General features: G+C 74.3%; 14 protein-coding genes and 1 pseudogene. 10 read left to right on the top strand and 5 right to left on the bottom strand.

The window, feature by feature from the left end; genetic code table 11:
* A partial coding sequence (locus ACFU6K_RS11915; RefSeq protein ID WP_380662421.1) for a sigma-70 family RNA polymerase sigma factor occupies positions 1 to 570 on the bottom strand: 570 nt, incomplete at its 3' end.
* A gap of 138 nt (positions 571 to 708) precedes the next feature.
* On the opposite strand from ACFU6K_RS11915, the gene ACFU6K_RS11920 reads away from it, so the two are divergent.
* Entirely contained in the window at positions 709 to 2,388 is a 1,680-nt protein-coding gene (locus tag ACFU6K_RS11920) for an MFS transporter (RefSeq protein WP_380662422.1), read from the top strand.
* A 428-nt stretch (positions 2,389 to 2,816) separates the two neighbouring features.
* The gene (locus ACFU6K_RS11925; protein WP_198959425.1) at positions 2,817 to 3,197 is read left to right on the top strand and encodes a winged helix-turn-helix domain-containing protein; all 381 of its coding nucleotides are present in this window, start codon (positions 2,817 to 2,819) and stop codon (positions 3,195 to 3,197) included.
* 149 nt (positions 3,198 to 3,346) lie between these two features.
* Here ACFU6K_RS11925 and ACFU6K_RS11930 read toward each other — a convergent pair whose 3' ends face one another.
* Positions 3,347 to 3,502, bottom strand: coding sequence for a hypothetical protein (locus ACFU6K_RS11930; RefSeq protein WP_380662423.1), 156 nt, complete (start codon positions 3,500 to 3,502; stop codon positions 3,347 to 3,349).
* Between the two features lie 88 nt (positions 3,503 to 3,590).
* On the opposite strand from ACFU6K_RS11930, the pseudogene ACFU6K_RS11935 reads away from it, so the two are divergent.
* From ACFU6K_RS11935 to ACFU6K_RS11965, 7 genes and pseudogenes are all read left to right on the top strand, one after another.
* Positions 3,591 to 4,022, top strand: a pseudogene (locus ACFU6K_RS11935) (sigma-70 family RNA polymerase sigma factor); the annotation flags it as partial.
* Between the two features lie 403 nt (positions 4,023 to 4,425).
* Positions 4,426 to 5,010 (top strand): flavin reductase family protein, encoded by a 585-nt coding sequence (locus ACFU6K_RS11940; RefSeq protein WP_380662431.1) that lies wholly within the window; start codon positions 4,426 to 4,428, stop codon positions 5,008 to 5,010.
* The gene (locus tag ACFU6K_RS11945; protein ID WP_380662432.1) at positions 5,007 to 6,077 is read left to right on the top strand and encodes an LLM class flavin-dependent oxidoreductase; all 1,071 of its coding nucleotides are present in this window, start codon (positions 5,007 to 5,009) and stop codon (positions 6,075 to 6,077) included. Before ACFU6K_RS11940 ends, ACFU6K_RS11945 begins: the two co-directional genes overlap by 4 nt.
* Complete coding sequence (locus ACFU6K_RS11950) at positions 6,074 to 7,888, top strand: non-ribosomal peptide synthetase (protein ID WP_380662424.1); 1,815 nt, start codon at positions 6,074 to 6,076, stop codon at positions 7,886 to 7,888. Before ACFU6K_RS11945 ends, ACFU6K_RS11950 begins: the two co-directional genes overlap by 4 nt.
* Before the next feature lie 160 nt (positions 7,889 to 8,048).
* Positions 8,049 to 9,224: a cytochrome P450 gene (locus ACFU6K_RS11955; RefSeq protein WP_380662433.1), complete on the top strand. Its 1,176-nt coding sequence runs from the start codon at positions 8,049 to 8,051 to the stop codon at positions 9,222 to 9,224.
* 15 nt (positions 9,225 to 9,239) lie between these two features.
* Complete coding sequence (locus tag ACFU6K_RS11960) at positions 9,240 to 10,580, top strand: FAD-dependent oxidoreductase (RefSeq protein ID WP_380662425.1); 1,341 nt, start codon at positions 9,240 to 9,242, stop codon at positions 10,578 to 10,580.
* A gap of 76 nt (positions 10,581 to 10,656) precedes the next feature.
* Positions 10,657 to 10,983, top strand: coding sequence for an antibiotic biosynthesis monooxygenase family protein (locus tag ACFU6K_RS11965; protein ID WP_380662426.1), 327 nt, complete (start codon positions 10,657 to 10,659; stop codon positions 10,981 to 10,983).
* 30 nt (positions 10,984 to 11,013) lie between these two features.
* Here the strand turns inward: ACFU6K_RS11965 and ACFU6K_RS11970 are convergent, their stop codons facing one another.
* Positions 11,014 to 12,039, bottom strand: coding sequence for an isocitrate/isopropylmalate dehydrogenase family protein (locus ACFU6K_RS11970; RefSeq protein WP_380662427.1), 1,026 nt, complete (start codon positions 12,037 to 12,039; stop codon positions 11,014 to 11,016).
* Between the two features lie 201 nt (positions 12,040 to 12,240).
* On the opposite strand from ACFU6K_RS11970, the gene ACFU6K_RS11975 reads away from it, so the two are divergent.
* Entirely contained in the window at positions 12,241 to 12,654 is a 414-nt protein-coding gene (locus ACFU6K_RS11975) for an ArsR/SmtB family transcription factor (protein WP_380662428.1), read from the top strand.
* A 31-nt stretch (positions 12,655 to 12,685) separates the two neighbouring features.
* Here ACFU6K_RS11975 and ACFU6K_RS11980 read toward each other — a convergent pair whose 3' ends face one another.
* Both ACFU6K_RS11980 and ACFU6K_RS11985 read right to left on the bottom strand, forming a co-directional pair.
* Positions 12,686 to 14,113 (bottom strand): nitrate/sulfonate/bicarbonate ABC transporter ATP-binding protein, encoded by a 1,428-nt coding sequence (locus tag ACFU6K_RS11980; RefSeq protein ID WP_380662429.1) that lies wholly within the window; start codon positions 14,111 to 14,113, stop codon positions 12,686 to 12,688.
* Positions 14,114 to 14,127: 14 nt separating this feature from the next.
* Positions 14,128 to 14,853: ABC transporter permease subunit (locus tag ACFU6K_RS11985; RefSeq protein WP_380662430.1), on the bottom strand; the 726-nt coding region annotated here is incomplete at its 5' end.

Consider the following 14,853-nt stretch of genomic DNA (forward strand, 5'->3'; position numbering starts at 1 on the left):
GTCCCGGGCCGCCGCGAAGAAGGCGTTCACCAGCGTGCGGCGGGTCGCGAAGTCGCCGCCGGAGTCCGCCTCGCGCTCCTCCTGCACCCGGCGGCGCCCCCGGCTGGCGAGCTTGCGGGCCGCCGCCGGGGTCTTCCCGACGACGGCCGCGATCTCGTCGAAGGGCAGGTGGAACATGTCGTGCAGGACGAAGGAGACCCGCTCGGCCGGGGCGAGGGTGTCCAGCACGATCAGCAGGGCGAGGCTGACCGAGTCGCTCAGCAGCGCCTCGTCCTCCGGGCCGTTGGACGGCTCCTGCCCGACGACGACGTCCGGCAGGTGCACCCCGACCGGGTCCTCGGGCCGGGCGGCGCGGGAGCGGAGGATGTTCAGACAGATCCGGCCGATCACCGTGGTGAGCCAGCCGGCGAGGTTCGCCACCTCGTCGGCGTCGCTGCGGCTGAGTCTGATCCAGGTCTCCTGGACGGCGTCCTCGGACTCCGCGTGCGAGCCGAGCATGCGGTACGCCACGGCCCGCATGTGCGGCCGGTGCCGCTCGAACTGCTCTGCCAGCCGATCGTGGTCGGGCACGGTCACATTCCTCGGTCGGGAGGGGTCATCACTACGGGGGCGGTGAGCCGCCCCCGTCGTTCGTGGACCTTACTTGGAGCGCGGGATGATCACACTGGGTATCACACATATCACACGACTCCGGAGGGGCGAGAGGCCATGACCCTCTCCCTCACGGAGTCGCGACGCCGGCGGCTGACCCTGTTCGCGATGTGCATGGCCACGTTCATGACCTCGCTCGACCTGACCATCGTGAACGTGGCCCTCCCGTCGATGCAGAGCGAACTGCACATGGGCGCCGCCGAGTTGGAGTGGGTGATCAGCGCGTACTCGCTGAGCCTGGCCGCGGTCATCCCGGCCGGCGGGGCGCTCGGCGACCGGTACGGCCGCAAGCGGGTCTTCCTGGCCGGGATGGTCGTCTTCTCGATCGGCGTCGTCGCCTGCGCCGTGGCCTGGAACGCGCTCTCGCTGATCGCCTTCCGGGCGGTGCAGGGCGTGGGCGGGGCCGCGATGCTCGCGCTGGGGCTGTCCATCATCACGGAGACCTACCCGAAGGAGCGGCGGGCCTCCGCGATCGGCGCCTGGGCGGCGATCGGCGGCACCGGCTTCGGCGCCGGCCCGGTCGGCGGGGGCATCCTGCTGACCTTCTTCGGCTGGCAGTCGGTCTTCTGGATCAACCTGCCCTTCGCCGCCCTGGGCATCGCCTGCACCTTCCTGGCGGTGCGGGAGTCGCGCAACCCGCAGGCCCGCCGGCTCGACGTGCCGGGGATCGTGCTCAGCGCGCTCGGGCTGGTCTGCCTCACGCTCGGCTTCGTCGAGTCCGCCGACCACCCGTGGGGCGCGGCCGTGGTGGCGTTCCCGCTGATGGCGGGGGTGGCCCTGCTGCTGGCCTTCTTCGGCTGGGAGCGCCGTGCCCCGTACCCGATGATGCCGCCCGCCCTGCTGCGCGCGCGCAGCTTCGCGAGCGCCTCGGGGATCTACCTGCTGTGCTACGGCGGCATGAGCGGCGCGCTGTTCTGGGTGACGCTGTACTTCCAGGACGTGGCGGGCTGGTCGGTGCTGCGCACCGGGCTGTCGTGGCTGTTCATGAACATCCCGTTCCTCACCATGGCGCAGTTCGGCGGCCGCCTGGACTCGCGGTTCCGCTCGGTGACGGTGGCCACCTCGGGGATCCTGCTGGCCGCGGTCGGGGTGTTCCTGCTCAGCCGGGCCGGGACCACGCCCTTCGCGGTCAGCGCGCTCGGGTACGTGCTGTACGGCGGGGGGTTCGGCACCTTCGTGCCCGCCGTGACCCACGTGGCCATGCGGGACGTGCCCGCGGGGGCCTCCGGCGCCGCCTCGGGCGTGCTGAACGCCTCGCGGCAGATCGGCAGTTCGGTGTGCCTCGCGGTGCTGGGCGCCGTCGGCGTCAACTCGGCGGTCTCCGCCTGGCAGGAGAAGACGGCCGGGTTGGACGGGGCCCAGCGGGCCCAGGTGCTGGAGCGGTCGCGGGACGTCGGCGGCGGCCGGCTGCACACGGTGGTGGAGGCGCTCGGCGAGCCGTTCCGGCAGCCGGCCGTCGACTCCTTCCTGCACGGCTACCAGCTGTCGATCGGGATCGCCGCGGCCGCCACGGCGGTGGCGGCGGTGCTGGCCTGGACCGGGTTCCGGCAGCGCGCCGGGCTGCCGTCGGCCGCCCCGGAGCCGACCACCCCGGAGTCGGGTGCTCCGGAGCCGAGCGCCGCGGAGCCGGCCTCCGCGGGGCCGGCCTCTGCGGGGTCGGCCGGACCCCGTCCGGCGGGCGGTTCGTCCGCCGACGAGGTGACGGTGGCCGGAAAGGGTCTGCGCCCCCGTCCGTGACCCACGTCACGCGGGTGCGCGGATAGAGCTCGGGCAAGGTAGGAGGTGGTCCGAACCACCGGTACGTCGCGCCCGCTCCCGGATTCCAGGGGGCGGGCACGGCGCTGCCGAGGGCCGAGTGCCCCGCAGCGAAACGTGTGCTTACCAGTCGGTGAACGTGTGCAACCGGGCCTTGCGGCGCCCCGCTGTGGCGGGGAGGCGGCGGGCCCGGCCGTGAGCCGCGCCGGGCGTCGATTCCCACTGCCTTCGGGGCGGTTCGTACGAGAAAGCAAGGAAAGCCGAGACTGCCTTTTTCTCTGACGAGGGAGACACCCTTGAGCAAAGGTGTCACGTTAATACGATGGCCCATCGAGGCGGACAAACGGAATCACTGCCGAAAGGCGGGAATTCCCTGCCTGCTCGTCGTGGAGGCCGGCAATGACGCTCCCGTGTGCGTCGACCCCGGGGAGGACTGGATCAGGTCGCCGGCCCCGCGCGGGGACGTCGAGGCGCGCATCCAGGCGCTGTCCCAACGCGTGTACGGGCGCAGGGTCCCGACCGTCGACTCCACCGGGGTGCTCTGCTTCGGCGGCAACTCGGTCGCCATCTCCACCACCCAGGTGGGGATCATGGAGGAACTCGTCGCCCACTACGGCGAGGTGGTGTACCGGGCCGAGCTGGAGCAGCAGGTGGTCAGGGCCACCGGAGCGATCTCCAGGAACGCCCTGGACCTGCAGATCATGCGGCTGCGGAGGCGGATCTCCGAGGTCGGCCTCTGCATCCGGACGGTGTGGGGCCGCGGCTACATCCTGGAGGCGGACGGCCTGTGACCGGCGGCGCCGACCGCGGCTGACACCCCGCGCGGACGGCACACCGCGAAGCCCGTACGCCGCGCAGCCGGCACGCCGCCACCCCGGCGTGCGGCCGGTGCCCTCTGCCCGTACCTCACACGGGCAGAGGGCGTCCCGCCGGGCCGGGCTCAGGAGGCGTCGAGCGGGGCCCGGACGTCCGGGGTGAGCTGCGCGGTCCCGCCGACCGCGGCGGACGGGGCGGTGCGACGCGCCGCCGAGCCGGCCCTGTCGATGCTCCGGGTGCCCGCGGTGTGCGCGGGGATCCCGGCAACGGCCTCCGCCATCGGAACTCTCCTTCGAACGGTCGTGAGTCACAAGCCCCGCGGTGCGCGGGTCATCAGTACGACGGACCGTGAACCCGGAAGGTGACCGATGGATCAGCGCCAATCACTGGCGGAGTTCTTCGAGGAGAGCCGAACGGCGCTGCTGGGGCTCGCGTACCGCATCCTCGGCTCCCGGGAGGAGGCCGAGGACGCGGTGCAGGAGACCTGGCTGAGGCTGGACCGCGCCGACACCACGGCGGTGCGCAACCTGCCCGGCTGGATCCGCACCGTCGCCTCCCGGGTCTGCCTGGACGCGCTGCGCAGCCGGTCGGGGAGCCAACAGCGCTGCGGGGGAGAGGAGTTGACGCACACCTGCGGCCCCGGCGCGGAGGCGGACCCGGAACAGGAGGCGCTGGCGGCCGAGTCGGTGGGCCTCGCGCTGCGGGTGGTCCTGCACGCGCTGAGCCCGGCCGAGCGGGTCGCGTTCGTCCTGCACGACGTCTTCGGGGTGCCCTTCGACGAGATCGGCGCGCTCCTCGACCGCAGCCGGACCACCGCCAAGAAGCTGGCCAGCCGGGCCCGGCAGAAGGTGCGGTCCCCGCTGGAGCGGCACCCGGTGGAGCCGGAGCGCCACCGGGAGGCGGTGGCGGCCTTCCGGCTCGCGGCCGCCACCGGGGACACCGGGCTGATCGCCGCCGCCCTGGCGCCCGACGTGGTGCAAGCCGCCCCGGCCCCCGCCCGGCCGCCCCGACCAGCGCGGGCGGAGCGCCTCTTTCGCAAATCTTTTTCCGGCGAACGGCCCGGCCGGGGCCCGTGCCAGAGTCGGTGTGCGGCGGCCGAGGACCAGGCCGCGCACCAGGACGTACGCCGTGACCAGGACGTACACCGTGACCGAGGACAGCGCGACCGTCGGTTCCCGACGGGACGCCAGGAGGTTCCTCCCCATGCCCCCCACGCCCATGACGGGGGCCGGCGGCCGCACGACGGCCGGACCGGTCTCCGCGACCGCGTTCAGAACCCTGATGGCGGGCTTCCCCGCCGGCGTCGCCGTCATCACCGCCGCGGACGAGGCCGGCCGGCCGTACGGCACGACCTGCACGGCGATCTCCAGCGTGTCGGCCGACCCGCCCACCCTGCTGGTGTGCATGCAGCGCTCCAGCCGTACCCTCGCCGTCCTCGAACGGAGCGGCGGCTTCGCGGTGAACCTGCTCGACGACCGGGCCCGCGCCGTCGCCGAACTCTTCGCCGCCCGGGGGCCCGACCGCTTCGAGCACGTCGAGTGGACCGCCCGCCCGGACTGGGCCGGCCCGCACCTCGACCGGGCCGCGCACTCCGTCGCCGACTGCCGGATCACCGGCTCGGTGACCGTCGCCGACCACGTGGTGCTCTTCGGCGAGGTCTACCGGGCCGCGGCGGACGGCGGACGGCCGCGGCCGCTGGTCCACGGACTGCGCGCGTACTGGTCCCTCGGCGGCCGCGGCGCCCTGCCCGACGCACCACCGGACCCGACCACGGAGGCCCAGAGATGACGACCTACGGAATATCCCTGCTGCCCGACACCCCGCCGTCGGTGCGCAGCGCCGAGGAGTACTACGGCAACCTGCTGGCGGTGTCCGAACTGGCCGACGACCTCGGCCTCGAGTACGTCAAGATGACCGAGCACTACCTGCACGCCTACGGCGGCTACTGCCCCGACCCGCTCGCCTTCCTCTCCGCCGTCGCCGCGCGCACCAGCCGGGTGCGGCTGATGACCGGCGGCATCCAGGCCTCCTTCCACCACCCGATCCAGCTCGCGGCCCGCACCGCGCAGCTCGACGCGCTCAGCGGCGGTCGGCTGGACGTCGGCTTCGCCCGCGCCTTCCTGCCGTACGAGTTCGACGCCTTCGGCATCGACCTGGACAGCAGCAAGGACCGGTTCCGGGCGGTGGTGGACGCGGTGGTGCGGCTGTGGACCGAGTCCCGGGTCAGCGAGGACACCCCCTTCTTCCGCTACCGGGACGCCGACTCCCTCCCGCTGCCCACCCAGGACCCCCACCCCCCGGTGTGGGCCGCCGCGCTGATCACCCGCTCCAGCTTCGAGTGGATCGGCGACTCCGGCTACAACCTGCTGATCGCCTCCGCGCCCAGCCGCGAACAGGTCGGCCAGGTACGGGAGATGATCGACCTGTACCGGCAGCGCTTCGCCGCGGCGCCGAAGAACGCCGGCCGCCGGCCCCAGGTCGCGATCAGCGTCGCGCTGTACCTGGCCGACTCCGACGAGGAGGCCGTGGCGGAGGGCAACGCCGCGCTGCGCCGGCACTGGGACGCCTTCGGCGCGGCCGCGGAGTCCTGGCGCGACCGCAGCTCGACCTCCTACCAGGGCTACCGCGAGGCCATGGTGGACAAGCACCAGGCCGGCCCCAGCGAGGCGGCGGGCCTGGCGGTGATCGGCTCGCCCCGCAGCGCCGTCGAGCAACTGCGAAGCATCGAAGCCGAGTTGGGTACCGATGTGGTGCTGTTCCAGCTCGACTACGGCCAGCAGTCGCTGGAGAGCATGTCGCGCAGCCTGAAGCTGTTCGCCACCGAGGTCCGCCCGCGGCTGGGCGAGGCGCCGTGACCGCGCCCGTCCGTACGGTGGCCGCACCCGCGGCCGCCCGAGCCCGTACGGTCGCCGACCTGTTCGAGGAGCAGGCGGCGCTCCGCCCCGGGGCGACGGCCGTGCTGTACCGGGACACCGCGCTCGACTACGGCCCGCTCAACGCCCGGGCCAACCGGCTGGCCCGGCTGCTGATCGACCGCGGCGTCGGCCCGGACCACCTGGTGGCGCTGGCCGTGCCGCGCTCGCCCGAGCTGGTGGTGGCCCAGCTGGCCGTGCTCAAGGCGGGCGGCGCCTACCTGCCGCTCGACCCCCGCTACCCCGCGTCCCGCAAGGCCTTCATGGTGCGGGACGCGGCACCGCGACTGCTGCTGCGCACCGCGGCCGCCCGGCCCGAGGGCGTGGAGCTGGACGAGATCGTGCTCGACTCCGAGGAGTGCGCGGCGGCCTGCGCCCGGTACGGCGACGGGAACGTCCGGCAGGACGAGCGGCGGGCTCCGCTGTCGCCGCACCACCTGCTGTACGTGATCTACACCTCCGGCTCCACCGGCACCCCGAAGGGCGTCGCCGTCCCCCAGGAGGGTGTCGCCGACCTGGTCGCCACCCAGGCCGAGCACCTGCGCCCGGCCCCCGGCGAGCGGGTGCTGTCCTGGGCCTCGGTCAGCTTCGACGCCGGGTTCTGGGACCTCTCGCTGGCCCTGCTGCACGGCGCCGCCCTGGTGGTCGCCGACGACGAGGACCTGCTGCCGGGCGACGCCCTGCACGGGACGCTGGCCAGGCACGCGATCGACCACGCCACCCTGCCGCCCGCCGCGTTGAGTGTGACGGACAGTCAGAACGTGCTCCGGGGTGGCACGGTGACCTCCACCGGCGACGCCTGCACCCCGGCGCTGCTGGATGCCTGGGCGCCGGGGCGCCGGATGTTCAACGGCTACGGCCCCACCGAGGTGACCGTCGGCTGCACCCTCGCCGGGCCGATCGACGCGGCGGACGGGGTCGACATCGGCGTCCCCTGGGCCGGGGCTCGGGTGTACGTGCTGGACGAGCGGCTGCGGCCGGTGGCCGACGGGGCGGAGGGCGAGCTCTACCTGGGCGGCACCGGGCTGGCCCGCGGCTACGTCGGCCGCCCCGGGCTGACCGCGGCCCGCTTCCTGCCCGACCCGTTCGGGCCCCCCGGCGCCCGGATGTACCGCTCGGGCGACCGCGGCCGGCGCACCGCCGACGGCCGGTTCCACTTCGCCGGCCGGGCCGACGGACAGGTCAAACTGCGCGGCTTCCGGGTCGAGTTGGGCGAGATCGAGGACCGGCTCACCCGGCAGCCCGACGTGGACCTGGCCGCGGTGCTGGTACGGGGCGGCCAGGCCGACGCGCGCCTGGTCGGCTACGTCACCCCGAGCCCCGGCGCCGTCCTCGACCCCGCGGCGCTGCGCGCCCGACTCGCCGACGTGCTGCCGGAGTTCATGGTGCCGGCCCGGATCGAGGTGCTCGACGCCTTCCCCACCACCCCGAACGGCAAGATCGACCGCGCCGCCCTGGACCGTTCCGCGCCGGACCGTTCCGCGCCGGACGGTGCGCCCGGGCAAGCCGCCCCACCGGCTGTCGGCGGAGCGGAGCCCGGTTCCCGGGAGGAGCGGCTGTACCGCACGATCGCCCGGCTGCTCGACCTGCCGCGGGTCGAGCCGGAGGCCAACTTCTTCGACCTGGGCGGGAATTCACTGCTGGCGGGGCGGCTGATCGGCGCGCTGCGCGAGGAGCTCGGGGTGCGCGTGCCGATCCGCTCGGTCCTCGCGGCACAGGACCTGCGGGAGATCGCCCGAGCCCTGCACGGGTGACACACCACGAAGGGCCGCCCGGCGGGACACCCCGCGCGGCGCGGCGAGGAAGGGAGATTCCGTGACCACCGACGACGCGACCGGTTCCGCGACCGGGTCCGCAACCGACTCCGGCGACTCCGCCGGCGGGTCCGCGACCGGGCAGCCGACCCGCTTCCCCATCCTGAAGGAGCCCGCCTGCCCCTTCGACCCGCCCTCCGCCATGCGCGAGCTCGGCGCCGGCCCGGTCCGGGTCCGGCTCTGGGACGGCAGCACCCCCTGGCTGGTCACCGGCTACGACCTCGGGCGCAAGCTCCTGGTCGACCCCCGGGTCAGCGCCGACTCGACCAGGTCCGGCTATCCGCACTTCGACCTGGGCAGCCGCGAACGGCGCAAGGACGGCCGCTCCTTCGTCGCCCTCGACGACCCCGAGCACGCCCGCCAGCGCCGGATGGTCTCCCCGCCCTTCGCGATCCGCAACATCGACGCGCTCAAGGACGAGGTCGCCGACATCGTCAACGGGCTCATCGACGAGTTCCTCACCCGGCCCCGGCCCGCCGACCTGGTCGGTGGCCTCGCCTTCCCGACCTCCACCAAGGTGATCTGCCGGATGCTCGGCGTCCCGTACGCCGACCACGAGTTCTTCCAGGACGAGAGCACCCGGATGCTGCACCGGGACAGCTCGCCCGACATGGTGGTCGGTGCCCAGGAGGCCCTGCGCGGCTACCTGCGGGAGCTGATCGACCGGCAGCTGCGCGAGCCCGCCGACGGCCTGATCTCCGAGGTGATCGAGACCCAGGTCCGCCCCGGCGCGCTCAGCCCCGAACAGCTGTCGTACATCTCCATGACGCTGCTGGTCGCCGGCCTGGAGACCACGGGGAACATGATCGCCCTCGGCACGCTCGCCCTGCTGCGCAACCCCGAGCAGCTGGCGGTGCTGCGGGAGACCGACGACCCGGGCGTGGTCAACCGCGCCGTCGACGAACTGCTGCGCTACCTCAACATCTCGCACTCCGGCCGCCGCCGGGTCGCCCTGGAGGACATCACCGTCGGGGACGTCGTCATCCGGGCCGGCGAGGGCATCATCCTGACCAGCGAACTGGCCAACCGGGACCCGGACAACTTCCCCGACCCGGACCGCCTCGACATCACCCGGGACGCCGCGCACCACCTGGCGTTCGGCTTCGGCCCCCACCACTGTCTGGGCCGCCCGCTGGCCGTCCTCGAACTGCAGACCGTCTACGGCACGCTCTACCGGCGGATCCCCACGCTGCGCCTGGCCGTCGACTTCGCCGACGTCCCGTTCAAGTACGACGGGGTGGCCTACGGCGTCCGCGAGCTCCCGGTCAGCTGGTAGCGGCGGGAGGCCCCGATGAGCGACTCGTACGGGCCCGCGACGGCGGGCGGCGGCATCGTGGTGGTCGGGGCCGGGCTGGCCGGCCCGGTCGCCGCGCTGTACCTGGCCCGGCGCCACGGCCGGGTGACCGTCCTGGAACGGCACGCGGACCCCCGGCGGATCCCGGCCGGACAGGGCCGGTCGCTGATGGTGATCCTCTCCGAGCGGGGCCGGCGGGTGCTGCGGGAACTCGGCCTGGAAGCGGCGGTGCGGCGGATCTGCGCGCCGATCACCGGCCGGTGCGGGCACCTGCCGGACGGCAGCACCGCCGTCACCCCGTACAGCCGGGACGGCGCGGCGATCTGGGCGGTCGAGCGGCAGTCGCTGCACCGGCTGCTGCTGGACGCGGCCGAGGCCGAGCCGGGGGTCGACCTGCGCTTCGACCACCCGGTGCTGGCCGTCGACCCGGCGGCGCCCGCGCTGCTGGTCGGGGCGGGCGGCGCCGAGCGGTGGGTGCGGTGCCGGCACGTCATCGGCTGCGACGGCGTCCACTCGGCGGTGCGCGGCGCCCTCGTCGAACGGGGCGCCCGGGCGCGGGTGAGCACCCTGGAACTGGCCTACCAGGAGGTCGTCCTGGACCTGCCCGACTGCGACCGCGGGGTGATGCACTACTGGCCGGCCGGGGACGCGCTGTTCGGGGCCTTCCCGCAGGTGTCCAGCCGGCGCTTCGCGGGCTCGGTGTTCTTCCGGCGGGAGGGCCCGCGCCCGTCCTACCGGGCCGCGGTCGGCGGGCGGGCGCTGGCCGAGCAGTTCGCCGCCGTCTTCCCCCGGCTGGCGGCCGGAATCCCGGACCTGGAGGAGCAGTTGGCGGCCAAGCCGGTCTCCGCCGTCCGGCTCACCCGGTGCGACCGGTGGGTCCTGGGCGGCACGGCCGCGCTGGTCGGCGACTCCTGCCACGCCATGGCGCCGTTCATGGGCCAGGGCATGAACGCCGCCTTCGAGGACGTCCGCACCCTGGTCGCCTGCCTGGACCGGGAGCGGGACTGGGAACGGGCCTTCGCCGCGTACGAGCGGATCCGCAAGGGCGACGGCGACGCGATCGCGGACATCTCCTACCGGCACTACTGGACGATGTCCCGGCTGCCGGACCCCCGGCACGAGGCGGAGGAGGCCATCGCGCGCCGACTGGTCGACCTGATGCCGGAGCGGTTCCGACCCCTGTACGAGCGCTGCGCGTTCAGCGAGGAGAGCTACTCCCTGGCGCTCACCGAGGAGCACCGGCTGCGCGAGCTGGCCCGGCGGATCCTCAGCCGGCACGGCGCCGGTGCCGCCGAGCTGCCCGACCCGCAGCTGCGGGCGTTCGCCGGGGCCGGCTGAGCCGCGCGAGCCCGGGCGAACCGCGTGATCCACTTGAACTGTCGTGTCATCAGCCGGAACTGACGGGAGATCAACGGTGATTCTGGTCGTTTTCAGGTCGCGCTTCTCGGAGCGGTACGACCACGAGTACGAGACGACGGAGGACTACCTCGCCACGAAGGTGCGGGCGGTCTACGGGGACGACCTCGTCCAGGTCAAGAACTACGAGACCGAGGACGGCGAACGCCTGGCCCTGGTGTGGTGGCGCGACCCCGAGACGCTGGCGCGGTGGCGCGCCGACGTGGAGCACCACAACGCCCAGCAACAGGGGAAGGAGAAGTGGTACGCGTTCTACGAGTTGACCGTCGCCGAGGTGATCCGGACCAGCTCGACCCTGGAGCCCGAGGCGTACCCGGCCCCCTGAGCCCGCTGCCCCGGCCCCCGGCGGGCGCCGTCACAGGGCGGCGAGGACCGCGCGCGTCGCCTCCCGGGTGCTCAGCGTGCCGCCGAGGTCCGGGGTGGTCCGTCCGGCCGCGATCGATCCGGCGACAGCCGCCTCGGTCGCGGCCGCCTCCGTGTCGTGGCCGAGGTGGCGCAGCAGCAGCGCGGTGGTCAGCAGGCAGGCGAAGGGGTTGGCGACGCCCCGGCCGGCGATGTCCGGCGCCGAGCCGTGCACCGGCTCGAACATCCCGAAGCCGCTCTCCGGGTTGAGGCTCGCCGAGGGCGCCAGCCCGATCCCGCCCGCCAGCGCGGCCGCGAGGTCGCTGAGGATGTCGCCGTGCGAGTTGCTGGCCACGATGACGTCGAAGCGCTCGGGCTCGGTGACCAGCTTCATCGCGGCGGCGTCGACGTACAGGTGCCGGGTGGCCGGGCCGGGGTGGCGCTCGGCGGCCCGCCGCCAGCACTCCTGCCAGAGCCGGCCGCCGGCCCGCACCGCGTTGGCCTTGTCCACCAGGCAGACCTCCCGGCGGGCGGTGGCGAAGGCGAAGTCCAGGATCCGGGAGACGCCGTGCCGGGTGTTGACGTCCGCGTCGACGGCCACCTCGTGGTCGGAGGAGGCGCGGAGGTTCCCGCCGATGCCGCTGTAGAGCCCCTCGGTGTTCTCCCGGACGATCACGCAGTCCAGGGCGCGCCTGGCCGGGTCCCGCAGCGGGCTGAGCCGGTCGTGCCACAGCCGCACCGGACGGTAGTTGGCGTACAGGTCGAAGGCGTACCGCAGCTCCAGCAGGACGTCGCGCACGTACCCGGTGTGCTCCAGGTCCGGCCGCCCGATCGCGCCGAGCAGCACCGCGCCGCTCGCCGCCACCCGGGCCAGGTCCGCCTCGCCCAGCGCCACGCCCTCCCGGCGGTAGCGCTCCGCGCCCACGTGGTCCAGCACGTCGACGTCCAGCCCCAGGCCGAACGCCTCGACCAGCCGCAGCGCGGACTCGACCACCTCGGGGCCGATGCCGTCGCCCGGAATCACACTGATGGCAGCCACGGCCGACCCTTCCTCGCGGCGGACAGGACCAACTCCGCCCGGCCGGTGCGCAGTTCCGGCCGGGCCCAGGCCCAGGCTAGGCGCCGCCGCGGCCCGTCCCCCCGGTTCTGTCGCGCTTCATTCACCCGGCGGCCGCCGTCGGCGCGGGCGGCGGGGATTCCCGGCTCCGGGTGCCCGCGTACGGCTCGGTACGATCCCTGTATGGGTGGTGCGCGGGAAGAGGCCTGGGACGCCGATGCGGCGGAGCGGGCGGTGGCGGTGCTGAAGGCGGTGGCCGACCCGTCGCGGTACCGGCTGCTGTGGGCGCTGAGCCGCCGGGAGCTGCCGGTGAGCGAGCTGGCCGAGCTGCTGGGGGCGCACGTCGCGGCGACCTCGCAGCACCTGGCGAAGCTCCGGGCGGCCGGGCTGGTGGTGGCGCGCCGGGAGGGGACCCGGATCTTCTACCGGGCCACCGAGGTGAGCGGGCTGCTCGCCGAGGCCGCGCTGATCGCCCACGACCTGCCCGCCCGCCGCGACGGCGGTGACGACGACGGCGCCGCCCCGGCCGGGGCGACCGCGCCGCAGCCCTTCGCCCGGGCGGCCCGCGCGGTGCGCCGCCGCCCGGCGACGGGCTGAACCCTCAGCCGCCCGGCGACCGGCTGAACCCTCAGCGCTCCGGAGCGTCCAGCCGGTACTCCTGCCGGTCGGCGTCGTACGCGAAGAGCCCCGCGTAGCGGCCCCAGTCGGTCGCGGTCTCCAGCTGCCGGTCGGTCTGTTCGACGGTGTAGTGGCGGCCGAGCAGGTCGCGCAGGAAGCCGGTGCGGACGGTGGCGCCGGGCCGGTCGCCCAGGCTGTTGGCGATCAGCTTGATCAGCGGCACCTCCAGGGCCGCGGCGGCGAAGACGGCACGGGAGTCCTGGGCGTCGGCCCCGGTGTAGGCGGCGCCGGCGTCGGTGAGCAGCAGGTCGTCGCCGTGGACCTCGGCGAAGCCGAGCAGGTCGAGGGCGTCGACCTGGGGGAGCAGGTCGTCGATGTCCAGGCCGAGTTCGTCGGCGAGGCCGGCCAGGTCGCAGCTGCCGCCCCGGTGGGCGATCGTCTCGGCGAGACCGGAGAGGCCGTCGACACCGGCGGTGGGCAGCGGGGTGCTGGCGACGGTGCGGCGATCCGGGTCCGGCTGGTCGGGTTGGTCGGTGCGGCCGGGCGGCCGGGTGTCCTTGGGGCGGCCGGTCATGATCCGGTACACCCGGTCCACCCGCTCGTCGAAGGCGGCCGAGTCGCGGTCGCGCGGCCGCTCCAGGTCGACCTCGACGGTCTCCCGGATGGTCCCGTACGGGCGGGCGCCGAGGACCACGACGCGGTCGGCCATCAGCACCGCCTCCTCGATGTTGTGGGTGACCAGCACGACGGCCCGGGTCGGGAACTGGCCGGAGTCCCACAGCTCCATCAGCTCGCCGCGCAGGTTCTCGGCGGTGAGCACGTCGAGGGCGGAGAACGGCTCGTCCATCATCAGCACGTCCGGTTCGACGACCAGCGCCCGGGCGAAGCCGACCCGCTGGCGCATGCCGCCGGAGAGCTCCTTGGGGTAGGCGGACCCGAAGCCGGTGAGGCCGATCAGGTCGATGGCCTGGGCGGCGGCCCGGGCGCGCTCCCGGGGCGGCACCCCGCGGGCCTCCAGGCCGAGCTCGACGTTCTGCCGGACGGTCAGCCAGGGCAGCAGCGCGAAGGTCTGGAAGACCAGCGCGGTGCCGGGGTTGGCGCCGGTGAGCGGGGTGCCGCGGTAGCGGACGGTGCCGGAGCTGGGCGGGATCAGGCCGGCCAGGCAACGCAGCAGGGTGGACTTGCCGGAGCCCGAGCGGCCGAGCACGGCGACGATCTCGCCGGCCCGCACGGTCAGGTCGATGCCGGAGAGCACCGGCAGTTCGCCGGCGGCCCCGGCGTAGGCCTTGGTCAGGCCGACGGTCTCCAGCAGGACCTCGTCGTCGCCGTGCCGGTCGTCGCCGTGCCGGTCGTCGTCGTGCGGGCCCTCCCCGCGCGGGACGGGAGCGGGCTCGGCGGGACCGGGCTCGGCGGGGCGGCGGCGGAAGGGGAAGCGCATCGGCGGACTCCGGACTACAGCGAGTAGCGGCGCTCGGCCAGCCGGTACAGCCGGCGCCAGAGCAGACGGTTGAGGGCGACGACGTACAGGCTCATCACCGCGACCCCGGCGAGCAGGCGCGGGTGGTCGCCGTGCTCGGCGGCCCGGGCGATGTACGCGCCGAGGCCGGTCGCGGTGAGCGTGGTGGAGCCGAAGGTGACCACCTCGGCGACGATGGAGGCGTTCCAGGCGCCGCCGGAGGCGGTGATGCCGCCGGTGACGTACGCCGGGAAGATCCCGGGGATGATCAGCCGCCGCCAGCGCTGCCGGCCGCGCACGCCGAGGTCGTCCATCGCCTCGCGCAGGTCGGCGGGGACGGCCATGGCACCGGCGATGGCGTTGAACAGGATGTACCACTGGGAGCCGAGGGCCATCAGCAGGATGCCGCCGAGGTCGATCGACACCCCGGTGCGCAGCAGCAGCCAGACCACCAGCGGGAAGACGAAGTTGGCCGGGAAGCCGGCCAGCACCTGGACGACGGGCTGGGCGATCCTGGTCAGCCGGGGCGAGAAGCCGATCCGCACGCCGATCGGCACCCAGACCACGGTGGCCACCGCGACCAGCACGACCACCCGGGCGAGGGTGGCGAGCCCGAGCAGCAGCGGCTCGCCGAAGACGCCGAGGCCGGTGCGGTCGGCGAGGTAGCGGCCGAGGTCGACGAGGCCCCAGAGCACGATGCCGCCCGAGACGAGGCCGAAGGC

The sequence above is a fragment of the Kitasatospora sp. NPDC057512 genome (assembly GCF_042802135.1).
Lineage (GTDB): Bacteria > Actinomycetota > Actinomycetes > Streptomycetales > Streptomycetaceae > Kitasatospora.